Annotated in this window: 16 protein-coding genes; 11 read left to right on the top strand and 5 right to left on the bottom strand. The window is 46.9% G+C overall.

Features of this window, described 5'->3' with window-relative positions:
* Positions 1-251: 251 nt before the first annotated feature.
* From LRL21_RS02570 to LRL21_RS02555, 4 genes are all read left to right on the top strand, one after another.
* A complete protein-coding gene (locus LRL21_RS02570) occupies positions 252-1,217 on the top strand; it encodes an ABC transporter permease (protein WP_240414181.1) in 966 nt (321 codons plus the stop codon).
* 12 nt (positions 1,218-1,229) lie between these two features.
* Positions 1,230-2,105: a carbohydrate ABC transporter permease gene (locus LRL21_RS02565; RefSeq protein WP_240414180.1), complete on the top strand. Its 876-nt coding sequence runs from the start codon at positions 1,230-1,232 to the stop codon at positions 2,103-2,105.
* Between the two features lie 77 nt (positions 2,106-2,182).
* Positions 2,183-3,733 (top strand): extracellular solute-binding protein, encoded by a 1,551-nt coding sequence (locus LRL21_RS02560; RefSeq protein ID WP_240414179.1) that lies wholly within the window; start codon positions 2,183-2,185, stop codon positions 3,731-3,733.
* Positions 3,734-3,830: 97 nt separating this feature from the next.
* Positions 3,831-4,454 (top strand): SGNH/GDSL hydrolase family protein, encoded by a 624-nt coding sequence (locus LRL21_RS02555; RefSeq protein ID WP_240414178.1) that lies wholly within the window; start codon positions 3,831-3,833, stop codon positions 4,452-4,454.
* A 103-nt stretch (positions 4,455-4,557) separates the two neighbouring features.
* Here the strand turns inward: LRL21_RS02555 and LRL21_RS02550 are convergent, their stop codons facing one another.
* Positions 4,558-6,840, bottom strand: coding sequence for an AraC family transcriptional regulator (locus LRL21_RS02550; RefSeq protein ID WP_240414177.1), 2,283 nt, complete (start codon positions 6,838-6,840; stop codon positions 4,558-4,560).
* Between the two features lie 210 nt (positions 6,841-7,050).
* On the opposite strand from LRL21_RS02550, the gene LRL21_RS02545 reads away from it, so the two are divergent.
* The 4 genes from LRL21_RS02545 to LRL21_RS02530 all read left to right on the top strand — a co-directional run bounded on the left by LRL21_RS02545 (position 7,051) and on the right by LRL21_RS02530 (position 11,579).
* The gene (locus LRL21_RS02545; RefSeq protein WP_420832416.1) at positions 7,051-8,031 is read left to right on the top strand and encodes an ABC transporter permease; all 981 of its coding nucleotides are present in this window, start codon (positions 7,051-7,053) and stop codon (positions 8,029-8,031) included.
* Positions 8,032-8,125: 94 nt separating this feature from the next.
* Entirely contained in the window at positions 8,126-9,007 is an 882-nt protein-coding gene (locus LRL21_RS02540) for a carbohydrate ABC transporter permease (protein WP_240414176.1), read from the top strand.
* A gap of 102 nt (positions 9,008-9,109) precedes the next feature.
* Positions 9,110-10,675 (top strand): extracellular solute-binding protein, encoded by a 1,566-nt coding sequence (locus tag LRL21_RS02535; RefSeq protein ID WP_240414175.1) that lies wholly within the window; start codon positions 9,110-9,112, stop codon positions 10,673-10,675.
* A 58-nt stretch (positions 10,676-10,733) separates the two neighbouring features.
* Positions 10,734-11,579 carry a helix-turn-helix domain-containing protein gene (locus LRL21_RS02530; RefSeq protein WP_240414174.1) on the top strand — a complete coding sequence of 282 codons (846 nt, stop codon included), beginning with the start codon at positions 10,734-10,736 and terminating at the stop codon, positions 11,577-11,579.
* Between the two features lie 247 nt (positions 11,580-11,826).
* Here the strand turns inward: LRL21_RS02530 and LRL21_RS02525 are convergent, their stop codons facing one another.
* A complete protein-coding gene (locus tag LRL21_RS02525; protein ID WP_240414173.1) occupies positions 11,827-12,171 on the bottom strand; it encodes a DUF805 domain-containing protein in 345 nt (114 codons plus the stop codon).
* A 458-nt stretch (positions 12,172-12,629) separates the two neighbouring features.
* On the opposite strand from LRL21_RS02525, the gene LRL21_RS02520 reads away from it, so the two are divergent.
* Positions 12,630-13,769: an amidohydrolase family protein gene (locus LRL21_RS02520; RefSeq protein ID WP_240414172.1), complete on the top strand. Its 1,140-nt coding sequence runs from the start codon at positions 12,630-12,632 to the stop codon at positions 13,767-13,769.
* 47 nt (positions 13,770-13,816) lie between these two features.
* Positions 13,817-14,179 carry a Rieske (2Fe-2S) protein gene (locus tag LRL21_RS02515; RefSeq protein WP_240414171.1) on the top strand — a complete coding sequence of 121 codons (363 nt, stop codon included), beginning with the start codon at positions 13,817-13,819 and terminating at the stop codon, positions 14,177-14,179.
* A 9-nt stretch (positions 14,180-14,188) separates the two neighbouring features.
* On the opposite strand, the gene LRL21_RS46150 is transcribed toward LRL21_RS02515, so the two are convergent.
* The gene (locus LRL21_RS46150; protein WP_240414170.1) at positions 14,189-15,037 is read right to left on the bottom strand and encodes an AraC family transcriptional regulator; all 849 of its coding nucleotides are present in this window, start codon (positions 15,035-15,037) and stop codon (positions 14,189-14,191) included.
* Positions 15,038-15,219: 182 nt separating this feature from the next.
* On the opposite strand from LRL21_RS46150, the gene LRL21_RS02505 reads away from it, so the two are divergent.
* Positions 15,220-16,098: a phytanoyl-CoA dioxygenase family protein gene (locus tag LRL21_RS02505; RefSeq protein WP_240414169.1), complete on the top strand. Its 879-nt coding sequence runs from the start codon at positions 15,220-15,222 to the stop codon at positions 16,096-16,098.
* Between the two features lie 140 nt (positions 16,099-16,238).
* On the opposite strand, the gene carB is transcribed toward LRL21_RS02505, so the two are convergent.
* A complete protein-coding gene (carB, locus tag LRL21_RS02500) occupies positions 16,239-19,436 on the bottom strand; it encodes a carbamoyl-phosphate synthase large subunit (RefSeq protein ID WP_240414168.1) in 3,198 nt (1,065 codons plus the stop codon).
* Positions 19,423-20,553: a carbamoyl phosphate synthase small subunit gene (locus LRL21_RS02495; RefSeq protein WP_240414167.1), complete on the bottom strand. Its 1,131-nt coding sequence runs from the start codon at positions 20,551-20,553 to the stop codon at positions 19,423-19,425. Before LRL21_RS02495 ends, carB begins: the two co-directional genes overlap by 14 nt.
* Positions 20,554-20,678: the final 125 nt, after the last annotated feature.

Genomic DNA, 20,678 nt, shown 5'->3' with positions numbered 1-20,678 from the left:
TGCATAACTCTCAGAATTGCTTAAATAACGTTGAACAGCTGATAATTTTTCGTCTGAAGTATACTTAGCCATTAAAAAACTGCACCTCCAACTGTTAGATGATGTCTAACAATTGGGGTGCAGTTCAAAGAGGGGCGGTTTTTTGTATAAATACCTTAAGATAGTACCAGAAACACAAATATTGTCATCTACAGACTGATCAGCTCTCTCTATATAATACAAATATACCAACACGGAGGTGAGCTTACCACATGAGTCGTACCCTAGTAGAACCAGACCCCCAAATCGTTCAAACCAAAGCGAGAAGAGTAAGCAGCGGCCGCTGGAGATTGTTTCGAGGCAATCTCGACCTCTATATATTGTTAGTTCCTGGCTTGCTGTTTCTATTGATGTTTAAGTATGCGCCCATGTATGGCATTATTATCGCTTTTCAGGACTTTAACATTTTTGATGGGTTTGCCGGCAGTAAATGGGTCGGACTGGCCCAATTCGAAAAGTTGGTTCGCTCGGAAGAATTTTATCAGGTATTCATCAACACGTTATTGATTTCACTGTACAAAATCGTGCTGCTATTCCCGATCCCGATCCTGATTGCACTTTTCCTGAATGAGGTGCGCAAGGCCTGGTTCAAAAAAACCGTACAAACAATCATCTTCCTGCCGCATTTCTTGTCCTGGGTTATTATTTCGGGCTTGTTCATTAACATCCTCTCACCAAGCGGCGGACTGGTCAATAATGTTATTCAAGCCTTTGGCGGCACACCGATATCCTTCTTTCTGGACAATAGCTTCTTCCGTAGTGTGGTCGTATTTACAGCTGGCTGGAAAGAATCAGGCTGGAATGCGATCATCTTCATCGCCGCTATCGCAGGTATCGAGCAGGAGCAGTATGAAGCGGCTGCCATTGATGGAGCAGGGCGAATTAAACAAATGCTGCATATTACACTGCCTGGTATCGTGCCAACGATCATTCTGATTTTTATTCTGCGCCTGGGTTATTTACTGGAAGCGGGAACCGAACAAATTTTGACCATGTACAATTCGGTTGTCTATCAATCCGGCGATGTCATAGGAACCTTCGTATACCGTCAAGGGCTTGGGCAGCAGGATTACAGCTTCAGCACGGCGGTTGGCATATTCAATTCGCTAGTTGGCTTCATCCTGATTGTCGCAGGCAACGAGCTTAGCAAAAAACTGATCAAACGCAGCATCTGGTAGGAGGCGAGAATTATGCATAAAAAAACAATTGGCGATTGGTCCCTCGACATCTCCGTTTATCTGGTATTGCTGCTTTCGGGTCTGGCTACCTTACTGCCGCTGGCTAACGTGCTTTCCAAAGCAATCAGTGAGGAATCCGCCGTGGTATCCGGGAGAGTCGGGATCTTCCCTGTAGGCTTTCAGCTCGACACGATGAAGCATGTGGTATCTTCAGCACAATTCCTTCATTCGATAGGGGTTTCCCTGCTGATCACAGTGGTGGGTACGGTGCTTTCGATTCTTTTGACAGCGATAACAGCCTACCCCTTATCCAAAAGGCACCTGCCGGGCATTTCCTTTATTATGCTGCTGTTCATTTTCACCATGCTGTTTAATGGCGGCATCATTCCGAACTATCTGTTGATGAAGCAGCTTCACCTGATTAACAGTCTATGGTCGCTTATGCTGCCCGCCTTGATTAGCGTGTTCAATATGCTTGTCATCAAAAGCTACTATGAATCGTTACCGGAAGCGCTGGAGGAGTCAGCCAGAATGGATGGTGCACGCAACTTTACGATTTTATTCCGCATCATAATGCCGTTAAGCGTTCCTGTTATTGCGACCATCGCGCTCTTCTATGCTGTGTATTTCTGGAACGACTATTTCCATCCCATGCTTTATATCAACGACGCCGGCTTGAAGCCATTGCAATTATATTTGCGAGATATCGTTATGGATGCGGACAGCTCCAGCGCCGTTAACAAAAGCGTTGACGATATGATGAACGTATCTCCGGAAGGTGTGCGTGCAGCAACCGTTATTGCTTCGATTATCCCGATGCTGCTCGTGTATCCTTATTTGCAAAAGCATTTTGTCAAAGGTGTACTGATCGGCTCTGTCAAAGGATAAATTTGCGTTAATGCTCGGGGTGCTTGCATCTTGGGTTTAATGATATAGTAAACATAATCGAATCGGGAGGTTTACACATGTTGATAAACAGAAAAACGATGCTGCTTACAGTTGCAGCCACCTTGTCCGTGACGTCGCTTGCAGCCTGCTCCAGCCCAACCAACACCAGCGGTGGCAGCGCGCCAAATCCAGCCCCTGCAGCTTCATCGCCAGCAGCACCAGGTCCCAAGCCGGAGTTGAAATCACTTCAAATCTGGCAAAAGGATGACTACAATACGTATCCGGTAGCCAAGTATTTAGAGCAAGCTACAGGCTATAAGGTCCAATATGATATGCTGCCGCAGGATAAGCCACAGGACAAGCTGAACATTCTGATTGCCTCTGGAGAGCCTTACGACGCGATTACAACTACCGGCGGTACTGATTTCAAAGCTTTGTATGCCGATTACGCCAAAAAAGGAGCATTAACGGACTTAGGCCCCCTGATCGACAAATTTGGACCTAACATTAAAGCAGCGATTGATCCGGCTGCCCTGGAAGCGGCTAAAGTGGATGGCAAGCTGTATGCGATTCCTACCAGAACGATTCCCTTCGCTGCATCCAGCTTATACATTCGTGAGGATTGGTTAGATAAAGTCGGAATGAAAGCGCCTACTACGTTAGATGAGCTCGTGGCAGTCCTGAAAGCGTTTAAAGACAAGGATCCAGGCGGCAACGGTGATAAAAATATTCCTTTGACGATAAGAGGGGACGCTTCCTTTATTGACAATATTGTCGGTGCATTCGGAATGCCTGGCTTCTGGAACAACGTGAATGGCAAGCTGACGCCTCGCGCCATGGACCCTGCTTACAAGGAATATGTAACGTTTATGGCAGATCTGTTCAAACAAGGCTTGCTCGATAAAGAATTCGGTGCGAACAAGGATGCGACTGCCAAGGAAAAATTCACCAGCGGCAGAGCGGGCATGATTATGTTGAATTGGTCCGATGTACCGACCATTGCGGATGCTTTAACCAAAAGTGTACCTGCGGCCAAAGCTGCTTTTATTCCTACGATAAAAGGTAAGGATGGAAAAATCGGACTTAATGCTACCGCAGGTTTCGACCGTATCACATATATTCCTAAATCCTCCAAGCATGCAGAGGATGCGATCAAATGGATGAATGCGAAGCTTGAAAAGGACGTCTTCAAAACGATGGCGATCGGTGAGGAGAATAAGCATTATACATTCAAGGACGGTGCGTATACGCCTATTTTGCCAATCTTTACCGATGAACGGAATCAGGCTAACAATTTCCTGACGGGTACAGACGATAAAAACTATCCGACCTATTGGCAGGCTCGTGTTCGCAAGGACCCGCGTTTGTTCGACGCATGGAATTATATGAATAAAATCCAGCCGGACAACACAAGGGTTGCGGATCCGCTGGGATTTGCTCCATACTTGCCTGAGTTCTCCAAAAATTTCCAACAGCTGAATACGTTAGTTGGCGATTATACGAACAAGCTGATTTATGGTGCAGAACCGATGACGGGGATCGACAATTTTATTCAAAAGTTTAAAACCTCCGGTGGAGATGCGAGCTACAAGGAAGTAAACGATTGGTACGCAACAGCGAAGAAATAAGGTAGATTAAATTCGCGGCAATTCTCGCACTGTTGTTGGAGTGTGAGGTTGCCGCTTTGTTTGTCTTTGAATTATCTTGTTCTCGGAGGGAATACACATGGATAATCGATTTGAACGCAAATGGCAAGGGAAAAGCTGGTGCACCTTGGGTGACAGCATTACCGAAGCCAATGGCTATCAGCCCTTGGTTGGTGCTGCCCTAGGGTTTTCCGTAATCAGTAATGAAGGGAAAAGCGGTTGTCCACTCACTGCTGGCGGTGATCGGGATTATGGGGCCACCGTGCATGTGGGTCGCAGCATCGAGCCGATGTACGATTGCGTTACGATCTTCGCGGGTACCAATGATTATCGCCTGGACAAGCCGATAGGGCACAGGGATGATCGGAATATCCATACCTTTTATGGTGCTTATCTCACATTGGTCGAGGATTTATTGAACAAGAACCCGGCGTGCAGGCTCAATTTATGGACGCCTCTCCAGCGCGATAAAGACGGCTTCGACATCGATACTATCAATCAGTCCGGTCATCGGCTTATCGATTACGTCGAGGTCATTCAGGAGATCGGCAACCGTTATGCACTTCCTGTACTGAATTTATATGCAGAAAGTGGCTTCAATCGATATACGCTGTCTTATTTGAGTAAGGATCGGCTGCATCCGAACGAACAAGGCTATGAACGGATTGCGTCGATGGCTGTCAGCTTTCTGGAACGGTTATAATCACTTTGAATGGTTCAAACTATCATACGATCCCTAACAGACTTTCCATGCTGCTCTGGAGCAAATGGAAGGTCTTTCTTCATGTACACGCCCTGATCAAGGCTTATTTCGACTGCTGCTCTCTGTACTGCCCCGGTGTGATACCCTCATGCTTCTTGAAGGTTCGATTAAAATAAGCGGCCTGATAGCCTACCTGCGAGGCAATATCATTGATTTTCTCATCCGTTTCTATTAACAGCCGTTTGGCTTTGTCCATACGGAATTGGGTTAAATAATCAATAAACGTTGTGCCTGTAACCTGCTTAAAGCCGACACTCAGCTTCTTGGGGTATGTGCCGTGCAAATCTGCGCAATATTCCAGGGAGATATCCTTCATATAAGTTTCGTGAATCGTATGAAGCACCTTTTCGACGAGCTGTTTGAGCTGGATATCCTGCGTTTGATGCATTTCCTGCAAATAAGGTGCGATTAATTTGTCCTTGATCGTTTGGATCGTGGTCTTGGGGTCCATATGAAACAGCTTTTCCCACAGGGTCTCACCTTCATCCAAATGCAAGGGGTTGAAACCGGAAAGCATGATCGTGTTTTGAATATTGCCAAACAGTTGAAGCAAACCCTGACGCACCTGAATTTCCTTATCACTCTGCTGCTGAAGAGCTGCCAGAAAATGATCCAGACTCTGGTACAGCTCCGTATCGCTACCCATGCGAAGAGCTTGTATAACTTCCTTCTCAGTTTCGAATGGGTAATTAATGGCATGAGACCCTTCCGGCATCATTTCATCCATATACAAAATCTGCTGCTGTTCATCTAGCTTCTTATACTTCAGCGCTTTGCGTGTATCATCGAATAGATCCGCGAGACTGCTGAGCGAGCGGGTGCTTTTGCCTACACAAATGGTAATATGCACCTTGAGCAAATTGTACAGCATAGAAGCGAGCTCGTCAGCAAGATGATACAGGGTGGCCTTGATATCTGCCTCCGACATATCGTTAGTGAATCGGATGAGCAGTCCGACCGTCAAATCCTGAAAGTTAATGACGCTGCAGGCCATCGTTCGACCATTCGTAGCTTCCGCAACAATATTGGATGCTGCAAATGTCACCAACTGCTCGTCACCAGGCGAAAATTTACCTTCGTGATGAGACAAGCCATGCATTTGAATCATCATTACCGAATGGATGGTATCCTGAACATCCCAGCCGTACTGCTCCATGCGATCGACGATTTCCTTTTCATTCAGAAAATACAAATGACCTTGTACAAGCTGGAGCAAAAAGCTTTCCTTAAGCGTAGGCAGCTGGGTGTCCAGACGCTCCTGCATCATCTGACTTTCTCGTGAGATATGCTTCCATTCGCTGGCTATAAAATCAAGCTCATCCGTTCCTTCGGAGCTTTGCTTGCCAGAACGAAAGAGCTGAGCAAGCTTGCGAATCGGACGATACGATTGCCTGGAGGCGAACCAGGAGAGGAACAGGGCCAACAGCAGTCCAAAGCAGCCTGAATAGATAACTAACCGGGACAGCAGCTCGACTGGCTGGGTCAACTGTGCAAGCGGCGCAGCTGTGGCGACCTTCCATATATGTCCGATCCGTTTCATCGTGGCATATGAAATCGAATACGATTGACCTTGTAGGTTTTCCACGTAGGAGCCCTGCTCATTTTCTCCGATGACCCTTGCCACTAATAAATCCAGCTCCGTAGGCTGGTTAATGGGGCTCAAGCCCAGGGATATGGTTCTGCCATCCTGCTGCATCAGAATTGTGGAGCCTTCGCCTCCGGGTTCAAGCTCCCCGATCAGCCGGTTTAACTGCTTGGCGTTAATTTCTATGATTAATGCAGCCTCTGTAGTGGCTAATCCACCAGGAAGCCGGACGACCAGCATATACGGAGCGGCATTGGGATTATGCGTGATTGTATCTGTCCAATATATGTCCCGTTGGTAGGAAACCAATGCTCGATAGTCCTGCAAGGAATCCTTGGAGGTAAACTTCTGAATGCCTTTATTTTCCTTGATCAGGACTTCCTGCTTATCCAGATACAGGCTGACCTCATCGATCAGCGGATCTGATGCCTTGATCCACGTCAGTGATCGATAGATCACCTGCTGGATATTATAGAAGTCACGCTCGACATCCAGATTGCCATACGTATTGCTGAGGTTCAAATTAAATGACCATTGGGCAATGACGGTTTCCAGATGCGCGAGATTACTGTCAATTCGTTCAGTCGCAAACGAAACCTGATTTTGATGGGTTCGTTTGGCTTCTGCTTCAATATTGGCAGTCCCTATGAAATATACAAACAGTCCGATTATGGCAGCGGGTAAACAGGCGCTGATGGCTGCGATGAGAAACGTATTTCTATAATGTTTGTGCTTCCACATGCGCTCACCCCCCAGTATACGTTATATCTTAATACATAGGTGGGCTGTAAGCCAAGCGTTTTTGGCCCTTGGAATGAAAGTCCAATGGCAGGAAATCGAGTGGAATGAAAGTACATATACAGGAAATGGATGGGGAACGAATATGCAATTGCCGGAAATTAAGCGGCATTATAAAGTGAGTCCAAGAACAACAAGAGGATGGTGAATGGGATGAGCGGCCCAAAGATGGATTCCATGAATGCTGCCGCATGGAAGACGACAACGCACAACAAGAAAGCAACCAAACGAAGAGCAGTCTGGCGAGGGATAATCAGGGACAAGTATTTGTATGTGCTTGCATTGCCCATGCTTGCGTATTTCCTCATCTTCAAATATGTACCGATGTGGGGAATACTCATTGCTTTTAAAAACTACACGCCTTATGTAGGGTTTATGAACAGCCCATGGGTAGGGTTGGAGCATTTCGAACGGTTTTTCTCCAATACGGACTTTGCGATCTTGCTTCGCAATACACTGGCGATCAATGTGCTGAACTTGGTCTTGTTTTTTCCGCTGCCGATCCTGATCTCTGTGATGCTTAACGAGGTCCGTAGAGAATGGATCAAGAGAACGATACAATCGGTGATTTATTTACCGCATTTTTTATCGTGGGTTGTGATTGCAGGGATTACTTTTCTGATGCTGTCCACGTCAGATGGTGTCATTAACAAGATGATGTTTGCACTTGGCTTTCAAAAGCATGATTTCTTGACGGACTCCAGCTTCTTCTGGCTGCTGCTCACGTTTCAGTCGATGTGGAAGGAAGCTGGGTGGGGAACGGTCATTTTCCTCGCTGCGATTGCTTCGATTGATCCGGGACAGTATGAGGCTGCCAAAATTGATGGTGCCGGACGCTTGCGGCAAATCTGGCATGTGACCCTACCGGCGATTCGTAATGTGATCATTATTTTACTCATTCTGCGGATTGGCCATATGATGGATGTGGGCTTCGAGCAGGTGTATCTGATGATGAATGGAGCCGTGGCCGATGTGGCGGATGTATTCGATACGTATGTGTACCGCAGCGGGATTCAGCAGGCTCAGTTCAGCTACAGCACTGCCGTCGGTTTGTTCAAATCGATCGTAGGTGTCATTCTGGTTGTGTTCACGAACCGTTTAGCCAAAAAATTCGGAGAAGAGGGCATTTACTAAGCAGGGTACCAAGGGGAGCAAAAAGATGCGGTACCTGATCTTGGGAACAAGCTCAGTGAGCTGCTTGATATCAGCCTAACAAGGAGGTTAACCGATGGTAGATCGGAGTATTTCGGACAAGTTGTTCAGCTCGGCAGTTTTATTCATTTTATTGCTTATTGCTTTAACGATGTTTTTTCCTTTTTATTATGTATTTGTCGTTTCCTTCACCTCACCCGTTGAATACTTGCGCAAAGGTCTGGTGCTGTTTCCAACTGAATGGACCTTAACCTCGTACAAATATTTACTGGCGAATAATGTATTTGTGAATGCAACGGCGGTGAGCACCTTTCTCGCGACAGTCGGAACAGCGCTAAGCTTGATTGTTACCGCAGCGGGTGCCTATACCTTGTCCAGAAGACGGCTGCAGGGGAGAAGGGTGCTGCTGATTCTGATTCTGATGACGACCCTGTTTAATCCGGGCATTATCCCGCCGTATCTGGTGGTTAGGGAATTGGGTTTAATCAACAGTATTTGGTCATTAATCGTACCTGTGCTAACGAGCGGCTGGTATGTGATATTAATGAAAGGCTTTTTTGAAAGTATTCCAGAGGAGCTTGAAGAGGCAGGGAAAATTGATGGTGCCTCTGATATCGGGATTTTCCTGCGGATCATTTTACCGCTGTCGCTTCCTTCTCTGGCTGCTTTTGGCTTGTTTTATGCAGTGGCTTACTGGAATACCTTCTTCTCGGCGATTTTGTATATCAATAAGGCAGATTTAAGACCTCTGCAGGTTGTACTTCAAATGCTGCTGATTGATTCCTCCAGCTCGTCCTCGGGAGAAATCGCAAATCAGATGTCGAGTGAAATTTCGATTCCAACCGATACGCTAAAAATGGCTGCTGTCGTCATCTCGACCGTGCCGATTTTACTGGTATACCCGTTTTTGCAAAAGCATTTTGCCAAAGGGGTTATGGTAGGCTCGATAAAGGGGTGAGCAGGTTTGGAATAGCCCGTTTGTCTGTGGTGGGTTGATGAATGCAGCTGAAAAAGCTGATATTGGGGTAAGCTTAATAACATACTCAGGGAGGTTACAAGGATGAAACGTTATCATTCAAACATGCATCAAAAAATCGCATTTACATGTGCTGCGGCACTCGTTCTGCCTGCATTGCTCACGGCTTGCTCAGGTGGTGCCGGAAGTACGGGCGGAGAACCCAAAGCCGGAGGCGCGGCGAATGCGGATACAGGGAAGCCTACGGAAATATCGATCTTTGCCAACCAGCAGGGGGCGCAAGCCGTAGATTCCTCTAATGAGCTGCTCAAGGAAATCGAGAAAAAAACAAACACGAAATTGAGTATTACCTGGGTGCCATTTAACTCGATCAAAGAAAAAACAAAGGTAGCACTGGCATCTGGAGACTTATCCGACCTGACCTTTGTCGATAATGTTTACGATTCGCAGGTGGTCCAAATGGCGACTTCGGGAGCTTTTTGGGATTTGACTCCTTATATCAAGGATTATCCGAACCTGAACGCGCTGCCCAAGGAAATATGGGATAATGCGAAGATCGGCGGCAAAAACTTTGGAGTACCCCGGCCTCGTCCGCTTGAGGGTGGTTGGGGTGTTCATGTCCGTAAAGATTGGCTGGATAAGCTGGGGCTGAAGGTTCCTGAAACGATGGACGATATTTATGCAGCAGCCAAGGCGTTCACTGAAAAAGATCCTGATGGCAACGGAAAAGCGGATACGTTTGGACTTACCGGAAATGTGGATGCCGATGGGATGGGTGCTTATGGCTGGGTTGAAAATGTATTTGTCGGGGCTTCAGGCAAATGGAAATTGAAAGATGGACAGCTGGTTCCTGTTATTTATGAGCCGGGACAGAAGCAGGCCTTGGAATGGTTGAAAAAAGCTTATGATGAAAAGGTGCTTGTTCCCGATTTTGCCGTTATGAAATCAACACAAGCCAGAGAGCAGTACATGGCGAACAAGGCGGGAATATTTGGCTCTGCACTTAATCCTCAATGGTTGTATACGGATGCGCTACGTAAAATCGATCCGCAAGCCGACTCCTATCCGTTAACATATGTGATAGGACCGGAAGGCAAGTTCGCCGGCAAGGATTCCGGTGTATTCGGGATGTTCGTCATTCCCAAAACGGTGCCGGAAGCGAAGCTGAAGAAAATTTTGACTTTTGTGGATCAAGGCAATAGTGAGGAAATTTCAACGATGACTCAATTTGGCCTGGCCGATAAGCATTATACGATCAAAGACGGCTTCAAGGTTGCGACAGAGCAAGCCAAGATTGACAATATTCCGGATGTGACGAATAACCTGCTGCAAATTTTTCAGCGTTACGATAAATACCAACGGGCCTATTACAACGGTATTCCCAAAGAATTCTATGAGCGCAACAAAAAAATCGTCGATGATCGTTCGAGCTTCAGCAAGCCGGACATCAGTACGGGGTTAATCTCGCAAACGGCGCTGACCTTAGGACCCGATCTGTACAAAAAGATTCAGGATATGAAAATCAAAGTCATTCTCGGTAAAGAGCCTATGTCTGCTTGGGATGATTATGTGGCTAAGCTGAAAACCGATCCGCAGTTCGTGAAAATTATTCAAGAAACCAACGAAGCTTACAAAAATAAAAATAAATAATAAGCTGTTTGTCCCTGGTTGCCGATGTGGTGGTGATCAGGGATGATGTTATTTTCTAATGACTGGGCTGAAGCGTATGGATTATGAGTTTTTGACAGGCTTTACGCCGCGAATGGTCGATGTGGTGGAGCGGGATGTTGAGTTCTGGGAACGTTTTAATTATGTGTTATTGCGTGAGAAGACCAGACTTCATGTGCTCTGTTACGTATATGCGGGTAAAGGCCTGCTTGAGCTTGATGGGGAAAGGCATTTGCTCGTACCTGGCAGTCTGTTTCAAATTCGCCCGAACCGACATATGCAGATTACGACTCAACCGGATACTCCGGTAGGCTTCTTTTCCTTTCATTTTCAATATTGTCTGACCAGCTGGGAGGGTATCATCATGAAAATCACGGAAGGGATTGAAGAGCTGCCTTTTCCAATCGTTCAATATGTTCAGGAGCAGCCTGCTCTCACAGCCGCATTCCGTAAAGCCTTTCAACTGTGGGAGGACAAGAACAGCGGCTACGTATGGCTGGTCAAGCTTGAATTCCTGAATACACTCCAGCTTATGAATCAACTATCCTCGATGCAGCAGGAGGATTCCTCGACCTTGGCAGCGATTCAGAAGGCCATTCAATATATGAAATCTGCCTATCAGGAGCCGTTAACGAGAGATAAGCTGGCCGAGCACGTGTCCTTATCACATGGTTATTTTTCCGTTTCCTTTAAGAAGCATACAGGCATTAGTCCTATCCAATATTTAACGCAAATACGTATGGATTCCGCCAAGCATCTGCTTAAAAGTTCAATGCTCCCGATCAAAAAAATCGCTGAAGAGAGCGGATTTCCCGATTCCTTTTATTTCTCACGTTTGTTTGTCAAAGAAACCGGTATGTCTCCTCGCGACTATCGTAACTCTTAACTGCAGCAGCCAAGAAGAAACCTCTATCACATACATGAGAGAGGTTCCTGATCAATCTTATAGTGCGTGTTCAAAAAGTCGACATTTCAGCACCGAGAAGGTTGCAAGCAGGTGAAGAAGGAGGAGCGGAGTTTAGGCAAACCTAAATGAGCACCGGACTTCGAGCCTGCTTGCAAGATTCGATGCCGAATACGCTTCCTTTGTAACCGCGTGATCAAAAGGTGACTTTTTGAACAACCTCTTATAACTACATTTTAGGATTCGCACCATATTTATTATCATACTCTTCGCTATCCTGACACAAAAATACGATGAGGATGATGCTTCCAATCAGCGGAATCAAACTAATTAAGAGCCACCATCCGCTTCTTCCCGTATCGTGTAGTCGACGAGCTCCAACAGCTAGGGACGGTAACAAAATAGCTAATGAATACAGTCCTGCTAATACGGAATTCAGATTTACGATTGAATCCAATATGGCCGCTACAATAGAAAAAATGGTACTGAACAGAACAAACATCCAGTATTCCTTGCGTCTTGCTCTCCCTTGAAACCCAGCGTAATTCTTAAACGCTTTTAAAAACCATTCCATTTCCTATCCACCTCGATTTCATTTTGTTGCGGTATCCGCAATCTTTCAAGTACTTTTTCTATATCGGCAGGCAGCATACAAATTTTAAGTGTATTTCCAAATTTTTTTTGAGAATATGTCTGCTCTTGCCCTTAGGTTTCCTCTTTGCTCTTGCTCTTGCCCTCTACCTCCTGCCAAGTGAGGTGAACGATGAGCGAAGCGGTCGTGGTGTTCTGGAGAAGCGGAGCGCTCGCCTTTGTTTGCGGATTTTCACCGATAAATAACTGATCAAATGAGGAAAATCCGCAAACAACAGCGATCGTAAGAATACTTCGACCGCGCAGCTCCTACCGTTCACCTCACTTGTTGCATACTTTTCTCCAGATTTTCCGAAACATTTGTTTATGTACGTACCTCTGATGTGTCTTTATAGTAGAACCTATAAGCAATTAGATTCCACGGTTAAAGGAGCGAATAAGATGAACAATAAACCTAATATCATTGATGCTGATGTTCATAATGCGATTGCCAAGCCCAAGGATCTGCTTCCATTTTTGCCGAGAGTATGGCACGAGAACTGGCTGGCAAGCGGTCCAGGCTACGGTGGAGGCTGGTATTCACCGATAGGTGTGATGCGTAAGGATTCCGTTCCTGAAGGCGGAGGAACCCCAGGCAGCGACCCTGCCTTCATGCTGAAGCATCATTTTGAAAAATACGGAATTGACTACGGGATTTTGACAGGGTCCGGGGTGCTCGGCATTTCTTTGAATCCGAACCCCGATTATGGTAATGTCGTCGCCAGTGCTTACAACGATTGGCTCGTTGAAACCTGGCTGAAGGCCAGCCCGGTATTTAAAGGGTCTATACTTATCAATCATTCGGACCCGCAGGCAGCAGCCCATGAAATCGATCGAATGGCCAAGCACCCGGATATGGTACAGGTGATTATGTGCAGCGGTTCGAGAATGCTGTATGGTCAGCGGTTTTATCATCCGATCTACGAGGCGGCGGAACGCAACGGACTGCCGGTGGCTGTTCATCCGGGAACGGAAGGCAGGGGCATATCGGGGGCGCCGACACCATCCGGTTACCCGACATCCTATCTGGAATGGCACAATATTTTACCGACGAACTATATGGCTCATGTGAACAGCCTGGTCTGTGAAGGGGTATTCGAAAAGTTTCCAAAGCTGAAGTTTGTTGCCATTGAAGGCGGAATTGCATGGCTGCCGCATCTGATGTGGCGGATGGACAAGAATTACAAGGCGCTGCGGGATTTAGTTCCTTGGTTGAAGCGTATGCCGTCAGAGTATATTCGAGAACACATTTTGCTAACGACTCAGCCGATTGAAGAGCCCTCAAGCCCTGATCATCTTAACCAGATTTTTGATATGATTGGCGGCGACCATATGGTCATGTTCTCATCCGATTATCCGCATTGGGATTTTGATAATCCACAGATGGTGCTTGCGCCGATTCGCAAAGATTTACGACGTAAGATTCTGGTCGAAAATGCTATGAATCTGTATGGACTGTATGACAAACCAGCTGCAAACATCGCACAATCGACTGAGGCTCCTTCGAACGTAGCTTCCTCAGAGCCTTACAACAAGGCTTAAGCGGGTAAGGTCCGTTGATTCTATAAATTCGAAGGAGGAACACCATAATGAATAAAGTCAAAGTACGTTATGAGGCTGCGTCGCTGATGGAGTTACAGGAAAAAGGGCGGGTCATAGCAATGGTTAAAGGCATGGAGATCGGGATCTTTCTCGTTAAAGGCAGCCTGTATGCATGGCGTAATGTGTGCCCGCACGCTGCGGCTCCGGTATGTGTAGGGGTTGTATGCGGAACCCGATTGCCCTCAATGGTTTATGAGTATCAATATGGCAGGGAGCAGGAAATTATTCGCTGTCCCTGGCATGGCTGGGAGTTCGATCTGACCAATGGTCAGCATTTGGCAGATCCTAACGTTCGACTGCGGGGATATGAGGTGGAAACAGAGGGTGATCAGGTATATGTGCTGATCTGAATGCTTACGTTAATGTCTGTTCCGAAATTGAGTCGGTGAAACGCCGAAATAGGCTGTAAATTGCTTGGTGAAATAATGAATGGAAGCATAGCCCAGATACATTGAAATATCGGTTATGGATCGGTTGCTTTCAAGCAAGGTGGCTGCAGCTCTGCGCATTTTTATTTTCAAAAGATAGGCTTTAGGTGACAGTCCCGTCATCTGTTTAAATAAATTATAAAAATGGGTCTTCTGCAGCCCGCTTTGGATTTGCCAATCCATCTTATTGTCCTCGTTCCAGGAATGGCTTTCCATCTTTTCGATAATGCGTTGAATCCGTGGGTCAAAGGGTTGTGCTGAGCGGCAAATTTGATGAAATTCCAAAATCCATCCATAAAGCAGGCTTGAAGCAATTTCGTGCTTAAACAGGCTGTTTTCACTGTACACACGAGTTATATGAATAAACAAATCGACAAGACGTGGGTGCTGCTGGATTTGTACCACCGAAGGAATGTGCTCCAGTTCATCACAGGGCATTATGGTAGTGAGGTATTGAGAGTCGATTTGTACGGTGCTGTAGGCTACATGCTGCTTTGTCTCCTTGGGATGATTGGTCCAAAGCTCGCAATAAATATTATAGCTGGACAAAGGATCTTCATGACTGCTCTGAAAACCATGTATGTGTGTCGGTGGAATATAGAACAAAGATCCTCTACGTACAGGATAACGTTTGGAGCCGACTGTCACCGTGCCTTGTCCACCATCAAATAGATGAAAAGCATAGCAATACCCATAACGATTTCCTTCATTGGAGCTTTCATAAAACTTGTAATGGTGGGCAATTCTTAGGGAAGGAACTATATCTTGAATGTTTTTCACGGAGCCGATTCATCTCCTGACCTTTGGAACGAGCTGACCTCCTTAGTTTAACATACTTGGTTGAACTCAAATCACCGGAATTTTGTACAAATCAGTGATGATTTATTAAAATACTTATGAACCGCCCATTGCTATAATAATCCTGCAGATCGATCCAAATTTTATTATCTGGAGGTGTTTGAGTGAGGGATGTGTATGTAAGTGGCAGCTTAACGAAAGAGCAATTGGATTTTTATAACGAAGAAGGTTATTTGGTTGTTCCCGAATTATTAACAGAAGAAGATTTGCAAGCGGTAAAGCAAGCGATGTCACAAAAGGTGACACAGATAGCGGATGAGCTGTTAGCCGCAGGTTTAATTACGGATACTTTGGCGGATACTCCTTTTCCGAATCGACTGGCGGATTTGTTCAAGGACTTGTCCGCAGAGGAATTTCTGAAATACGGGCGCAGCTGGAGAGATCGATTACTGGGTTACTTTACCTTAATGAGCAATCCCAAAATATTGAATGCAGTAGAATCGCTGATTGGCGGTGAAATATTTTCTAATCCGGTTTATAATGTTCGTCCCAAGGTTCCTCTTGTTGCGGCAGGTGCAGTGCCGTGGCATCAGGACAAATCGTATTGGCCGGATGCGAATGCAAATCCTGTAATAACAGTATGGATTTCATTGGTTGATGCAACCGAAGAAAATGGCTGTCTGCATATCAAGCCGCGAACGCATAAAAAGCGGGTGTTGAAATGGCATCGGGAGAGTGCTACAGGAACTGGCTACACCACTTTAAGCGAGAAGCAATTAGGAACTGCACCAACCGTAATCTTGCCCGTAAAAGCAGGGAGTGCGATATTGTTTAACGATCGCTGTCTGCACATGTCCACTCCAAACTTGTCGAAAAGTGTTCGCTGGAGTGTGGATCTGCGTTACCAGCCAACAGATCAGGATCCCATGCCACAGCATGGAGCCGGTTTTCTTGCAAGAAGCCATAAGTATCCTGAACGGGTATGCACCTTGGCGGATTGGCTGAACAACAGACCCGAGCGTGGGGAGCAGGATTTAACATAATCTACTTTTGCATACCAAATAGCGCCCTGAACCCGATATTTCAGTCGGATCAGGGCGCTGTTTATTTGGAGCCATCATGCTAGGTACCGCCATGTACAGGGACTTGTTACTACCCTAGTCTAACGGAGAATAGGTTAATGTCATACTAATGAATCCAGAGCGAAAGGTGTAAAGTATATGGATTCAAGCGTATTTGTATAAGTGCGTACGGTATCCATTGAGGTCAGGCAAACAACACCGCTTTCTATGGCTTCACGACGCAATTGGAAGCCGCTGCTGTCAGCCATTTTCCCTGTCGTTACGGTGTTGATGAACAGGTCCGCTTTGAGGCTTCGCAGCGAATGGACCATTTCCTCTATGGGAAGGCTTGCAGCTGGAATACCGGCTGCTTGCAGCACCAGCGCAGTCCCGGGTGTAGCGATAATCTTGTATCCCAATTGGAAAAGCAGCCTTAATGGCTCCACCACTTCCTGCTTATGCCTGTCGTCAACAGAAACAATAACAGTACCTTGAGCTGGAAGCTTCATGCCTGCGGCAAGCATGCCCTTATGCATCGCTTTGGCAAACACGGGATCTCTGCCTATCACCTCACCGGTAGATTTCATGACCGGACCGAGTGCGATCTCCACTCCGCTTAATTTATGCATAGAAAACACGGGGACTTTGACGGATACTTCGTCCGTTTCCTTAAGTAAGCCTTCCGGGAATCCGAAAGAGGAGAGGCTTTGACCTAACGATACTTTTGCAGCCATATTAGCCATAGGTACACTCGTGACTTTGCTCATAAAAGGTACGGTTCTTGATGCACGCGGATTGACTTCGATAACATATACCAGCTCGTTTTCGACTACAAACTGAATATTAACGAGTCCTACGATGCCGAGGTGTTCAGACAATTGCAAGGTGATGGCTACAATTTGAGCTTGGACACCGGACGATAAGCTTTGTGGTGGATATACGGCAATAGAGTCTCCGGAATGGACACCGGTTCGTTCGATTTGTTCCATAATGCCAGGAATCAGGATGGTTTGGCCATCATAAATGGCATCGATTTCGACCTCGATTCCGTGCATATAACGGTCGATTAAGACGGGATGCTCAGGGCTGACCTGAGCTGCACGTACCATATAAATCATCAGCTCGGCCTCGGAATGAACAATTTCCATGGCGCGTCCCCCAAGAACGTAGGAAGGACGTACCAATACAGGATAGCCGATACGTTGTGCGGTATCCGCGGCCTCGACAATCGAACGTGCTGTGGCTCCTTGCGGTTGGGCAATATGCAGCTTGCTAAGGAGCGCCTCGAATTTTTTGCGGTCCTCGGCCGTATCGATTCCGGCAAAGCTGGTACCATAAATACGAATGCCCCGCTCCACTAAAGCCGAAGCCAAGCCAATAGCTGTCTGACCACCGAATTGCACGATAACCCCTTCAGGCTGCTCATGTTTAATCACATGCAGGACGTCCTCAAGATGAAGAGGCTCGAAATACAAACGGTCGGAAATGTCGAAATCGGTCGAAACCGTCTCTGGATTATTATTAATGATAACTGCTTCATAACCCATTTCCTGTATGGCTTTAACAGCATGAACGGTGGAGTAATCAAATTCGATTCCTTGTCCGATACGTATGGGACCAGAGCCCAATACCACAATCCTCGGCTTCGTTGGTGTCGGGGTTTCATTTTCCATTTCATAGGTTGAATAATAATAAGATGAAGTTGCTTCAAACTCCGCCGAGCAGGTGTCCACCATCTTGTATACCGGAACCATGCCAAGAGCATAACGATATTGTTCAATCGCCAATGCGGTTGTCAAGGAATAGGAGGGATTCGCTGAGCGACGAATGCCAGCAATAGCCTGATCGCTGAAGCCATGCTGCTTGGCTTCCAGAAGCAGTGACTCCGTTAGCTCCTCTTGTTGAAACTCATATTCGAATCGAACCAACTGCTCGATATTGTGCAAGAACCAGGGATCGATCTGTGTCAGACGATGAACGTCGGATACGGAATATCCGCGACGAAATGATTCGGCAACCAGAAATAGCCGCTCATCGTCCGCTTTTTGCAGCCGTTTATGCAAATCGTCTTGCTGGAGCTGTGCCACGTCGGGAAGATAGAGTCCTACAGCCCCGATTTCAAGGGAACGAACAGCTTTCTGCAGGGACTCGCCAAAGGTTCGGCCAATCGCCATGACTTCCCCTGTGGCCTTCATTTGTGTGCCCAGCGTACGATTGGCTGAAGGAAATTGATCAAACGGCCAACGTGGAATTTTCGTCACAATATAATCGAGCGCAGGCTCGAAGAAGGCATAGGTTTGGCCTGTTACCGGGTTAACGATCTCATCGAGGGTAAAGCCCATTGCTATTTTGGCAGCAATTTTGGCTATCGGATAGCCTGTGGCCTTGGAAGCCAGAGCCGACGAACGGCTGACCCTCGGATTCACTTCGATGACGTAATGCTGGTAGCTGTCTGGGTCCAGCGCGAACTGGACGTTGCATGCTCCCTCTATACCAAGCGAGCTAACGATTTGTATGGAGGCCGTGCGCAGCATTTGATATTCGCGATCGGATAAAGTCTGGCTTGGAGCAACGACAATACTATCCCCTGTATGTACGCCAACAGGATCGAAATTTTCCATATTGCAGATGACAATGCAGTTATCGTGGGCATCCCGCATAACCTCATATTCGATTTCCTTCATACCGGCGATACTTTTTTCCACCAGACATTGACCGATGGGACTGCAATACAGACCAGAGCGGACGATATCCATCAGCTCATCGGCCTGATGGGCGATACCACCACCGCTTCCGCCCAGCGTATAAGCGGGGCGAACGATGACCGGATACCCGATTTGCTCGGCAAACCGTATAGCCTCGTCGGGCTCGGTAACGATGACGCTCTGTGGCACTGGCTGCTGAAGCTCCTTCATCAGCTCGCGGAACAGCTCACGGTCCTCCGCCTTGCGGATGGCATCCAGCTGCGTACCAAGAAGCCTCACCTGTTCACGCTCCAGAATGCCGTCTTGAGCAAGCTCAAGCGCCATGTTGAGCCCCGTTTGCCCGCCAAGTGTGGCAAGTATCCCGTTAGGACGCTCCTGCATAATGATCTGTTTGACGAATTCCAGTGTTATCGGCTCCAGATAAACCTTGTCGGCAAACGTATGATCGGTCATAATCGTAGCCGGATTGCTGTTAATAAGCACTACCTCTACGCCTTCCTCCTTAAGCGCTTGGCAAGCTTGTGTACCCGCATAGTCAAACTCGGCTGCCTGCCCAATCACGATGGGGCCTGATCCGATGATGAGAACCTTTTGATAAGCTTTATTTTTCGGCATACAACCGTTCTACTCCTTTGTCTTGAGAATTATTTAAAGCACGAGTTGGCTGAAAACGACGGATAACGTCCAAAAATTGATCGAACAGCGCATTGCTGTCGTAAGGTCCCGGAGACGCTTCGGGGTGGAACTGTACTGAAAATGCAGGATAATGGTTGTGTCGGAGTCCTTCTACCGTGCCATCGTTATTATTGATATGAGTAATCGTCAGATCGGTGGCAGCAACGGAAGCATCCACCACCGCATAGCTGTGATTTTGTGAGGTGATGAGACAGCGGCCGGTTTCCAAGTGCTTTACCGGATGGTTGGAGCCGCGGTGCCCGAAGGTCAGCTTGCTGCAATCCGCACCACAGGCCAGTGCAAACAGCTGATGCCCCAGACAAATACCGAACATCGGAATCTCGCCGAGAAGCTCCCGGATCACGGGTAACACATAAGCGACATCCTTCGGATCGCCTGGACCATTGGAGAGCAGAATGCCATCCGGGTTAAAGCGGCGAATTTGCTCGGCTGTCGTATCATGAGGAACGACGGTAACATCGCACCCCCGGGTGATTAGCTCTCGGATAATTCCTGATTTACAGCCGAAATCCACAACCACAATACGCTCTTTGGCTCCGGGGCTCCGGTATGGCTGCGGGGTGGAGACAAGCGCTGCGGGATTACTCAGGGGAGATGTGGCATGCAGCTGCTCCTGCAGTGAGGCTAGCGATTGGCTGCTGGTCGTCAGCAGCCCCTTCATCGTACCGTGCTGTCGCAGAATACGTGTCAGCATCCGTGTATCAATACCGCTGATCCCTGGAATTTCATACTGCTTCAGCAAGGCATCAAGGCTCATGGACGATCTCCAATTGCTTGGTGCTAGCTCGTGCTTTCTAACAATAAAACCGTGAATCCACGGGCGGATAGCTTCAAAATCGTCCCGGTTGATACCATAATTTCCGATCAACGGATACGTCATCGTAACGAGCTGTCCGCAATAAGAAGGATCAGAAAGTACCTCCTGGTAACCTGTCATACCGGTTTGGAAGACGACCTCTCCTGCGGATTCTCTCTCACTGCCAAATGCCTGACCCTCAAAAAGGGTTCCATCCTCTAACAACAATCTGGCTTTCATCCTGCTTCACTCCTAAAATAATTATATAAAAAAGGTGGGATATTAAATTAAAGTTTTATAATTGTGATTAAATATACATTAAAACGAATAAATATACAATCCTATAATTTTTCTGGATAACTGAC

It is taken from the genome of Paenibacillus periandrae (assembly GCF_022458865.1).
Taxonomy (GTDB): Bacteria; Bacillota; Bacilli; order Paenibacillales; family NBRC-103111; genus Paenibacillus_S; species Paenibacillus_S periandrae.
The sequence above is the reverse complement of the archived record's forward strand: the minus strand, read 5'-3'. Positions and strand labels throughout refer to the sequence as shown.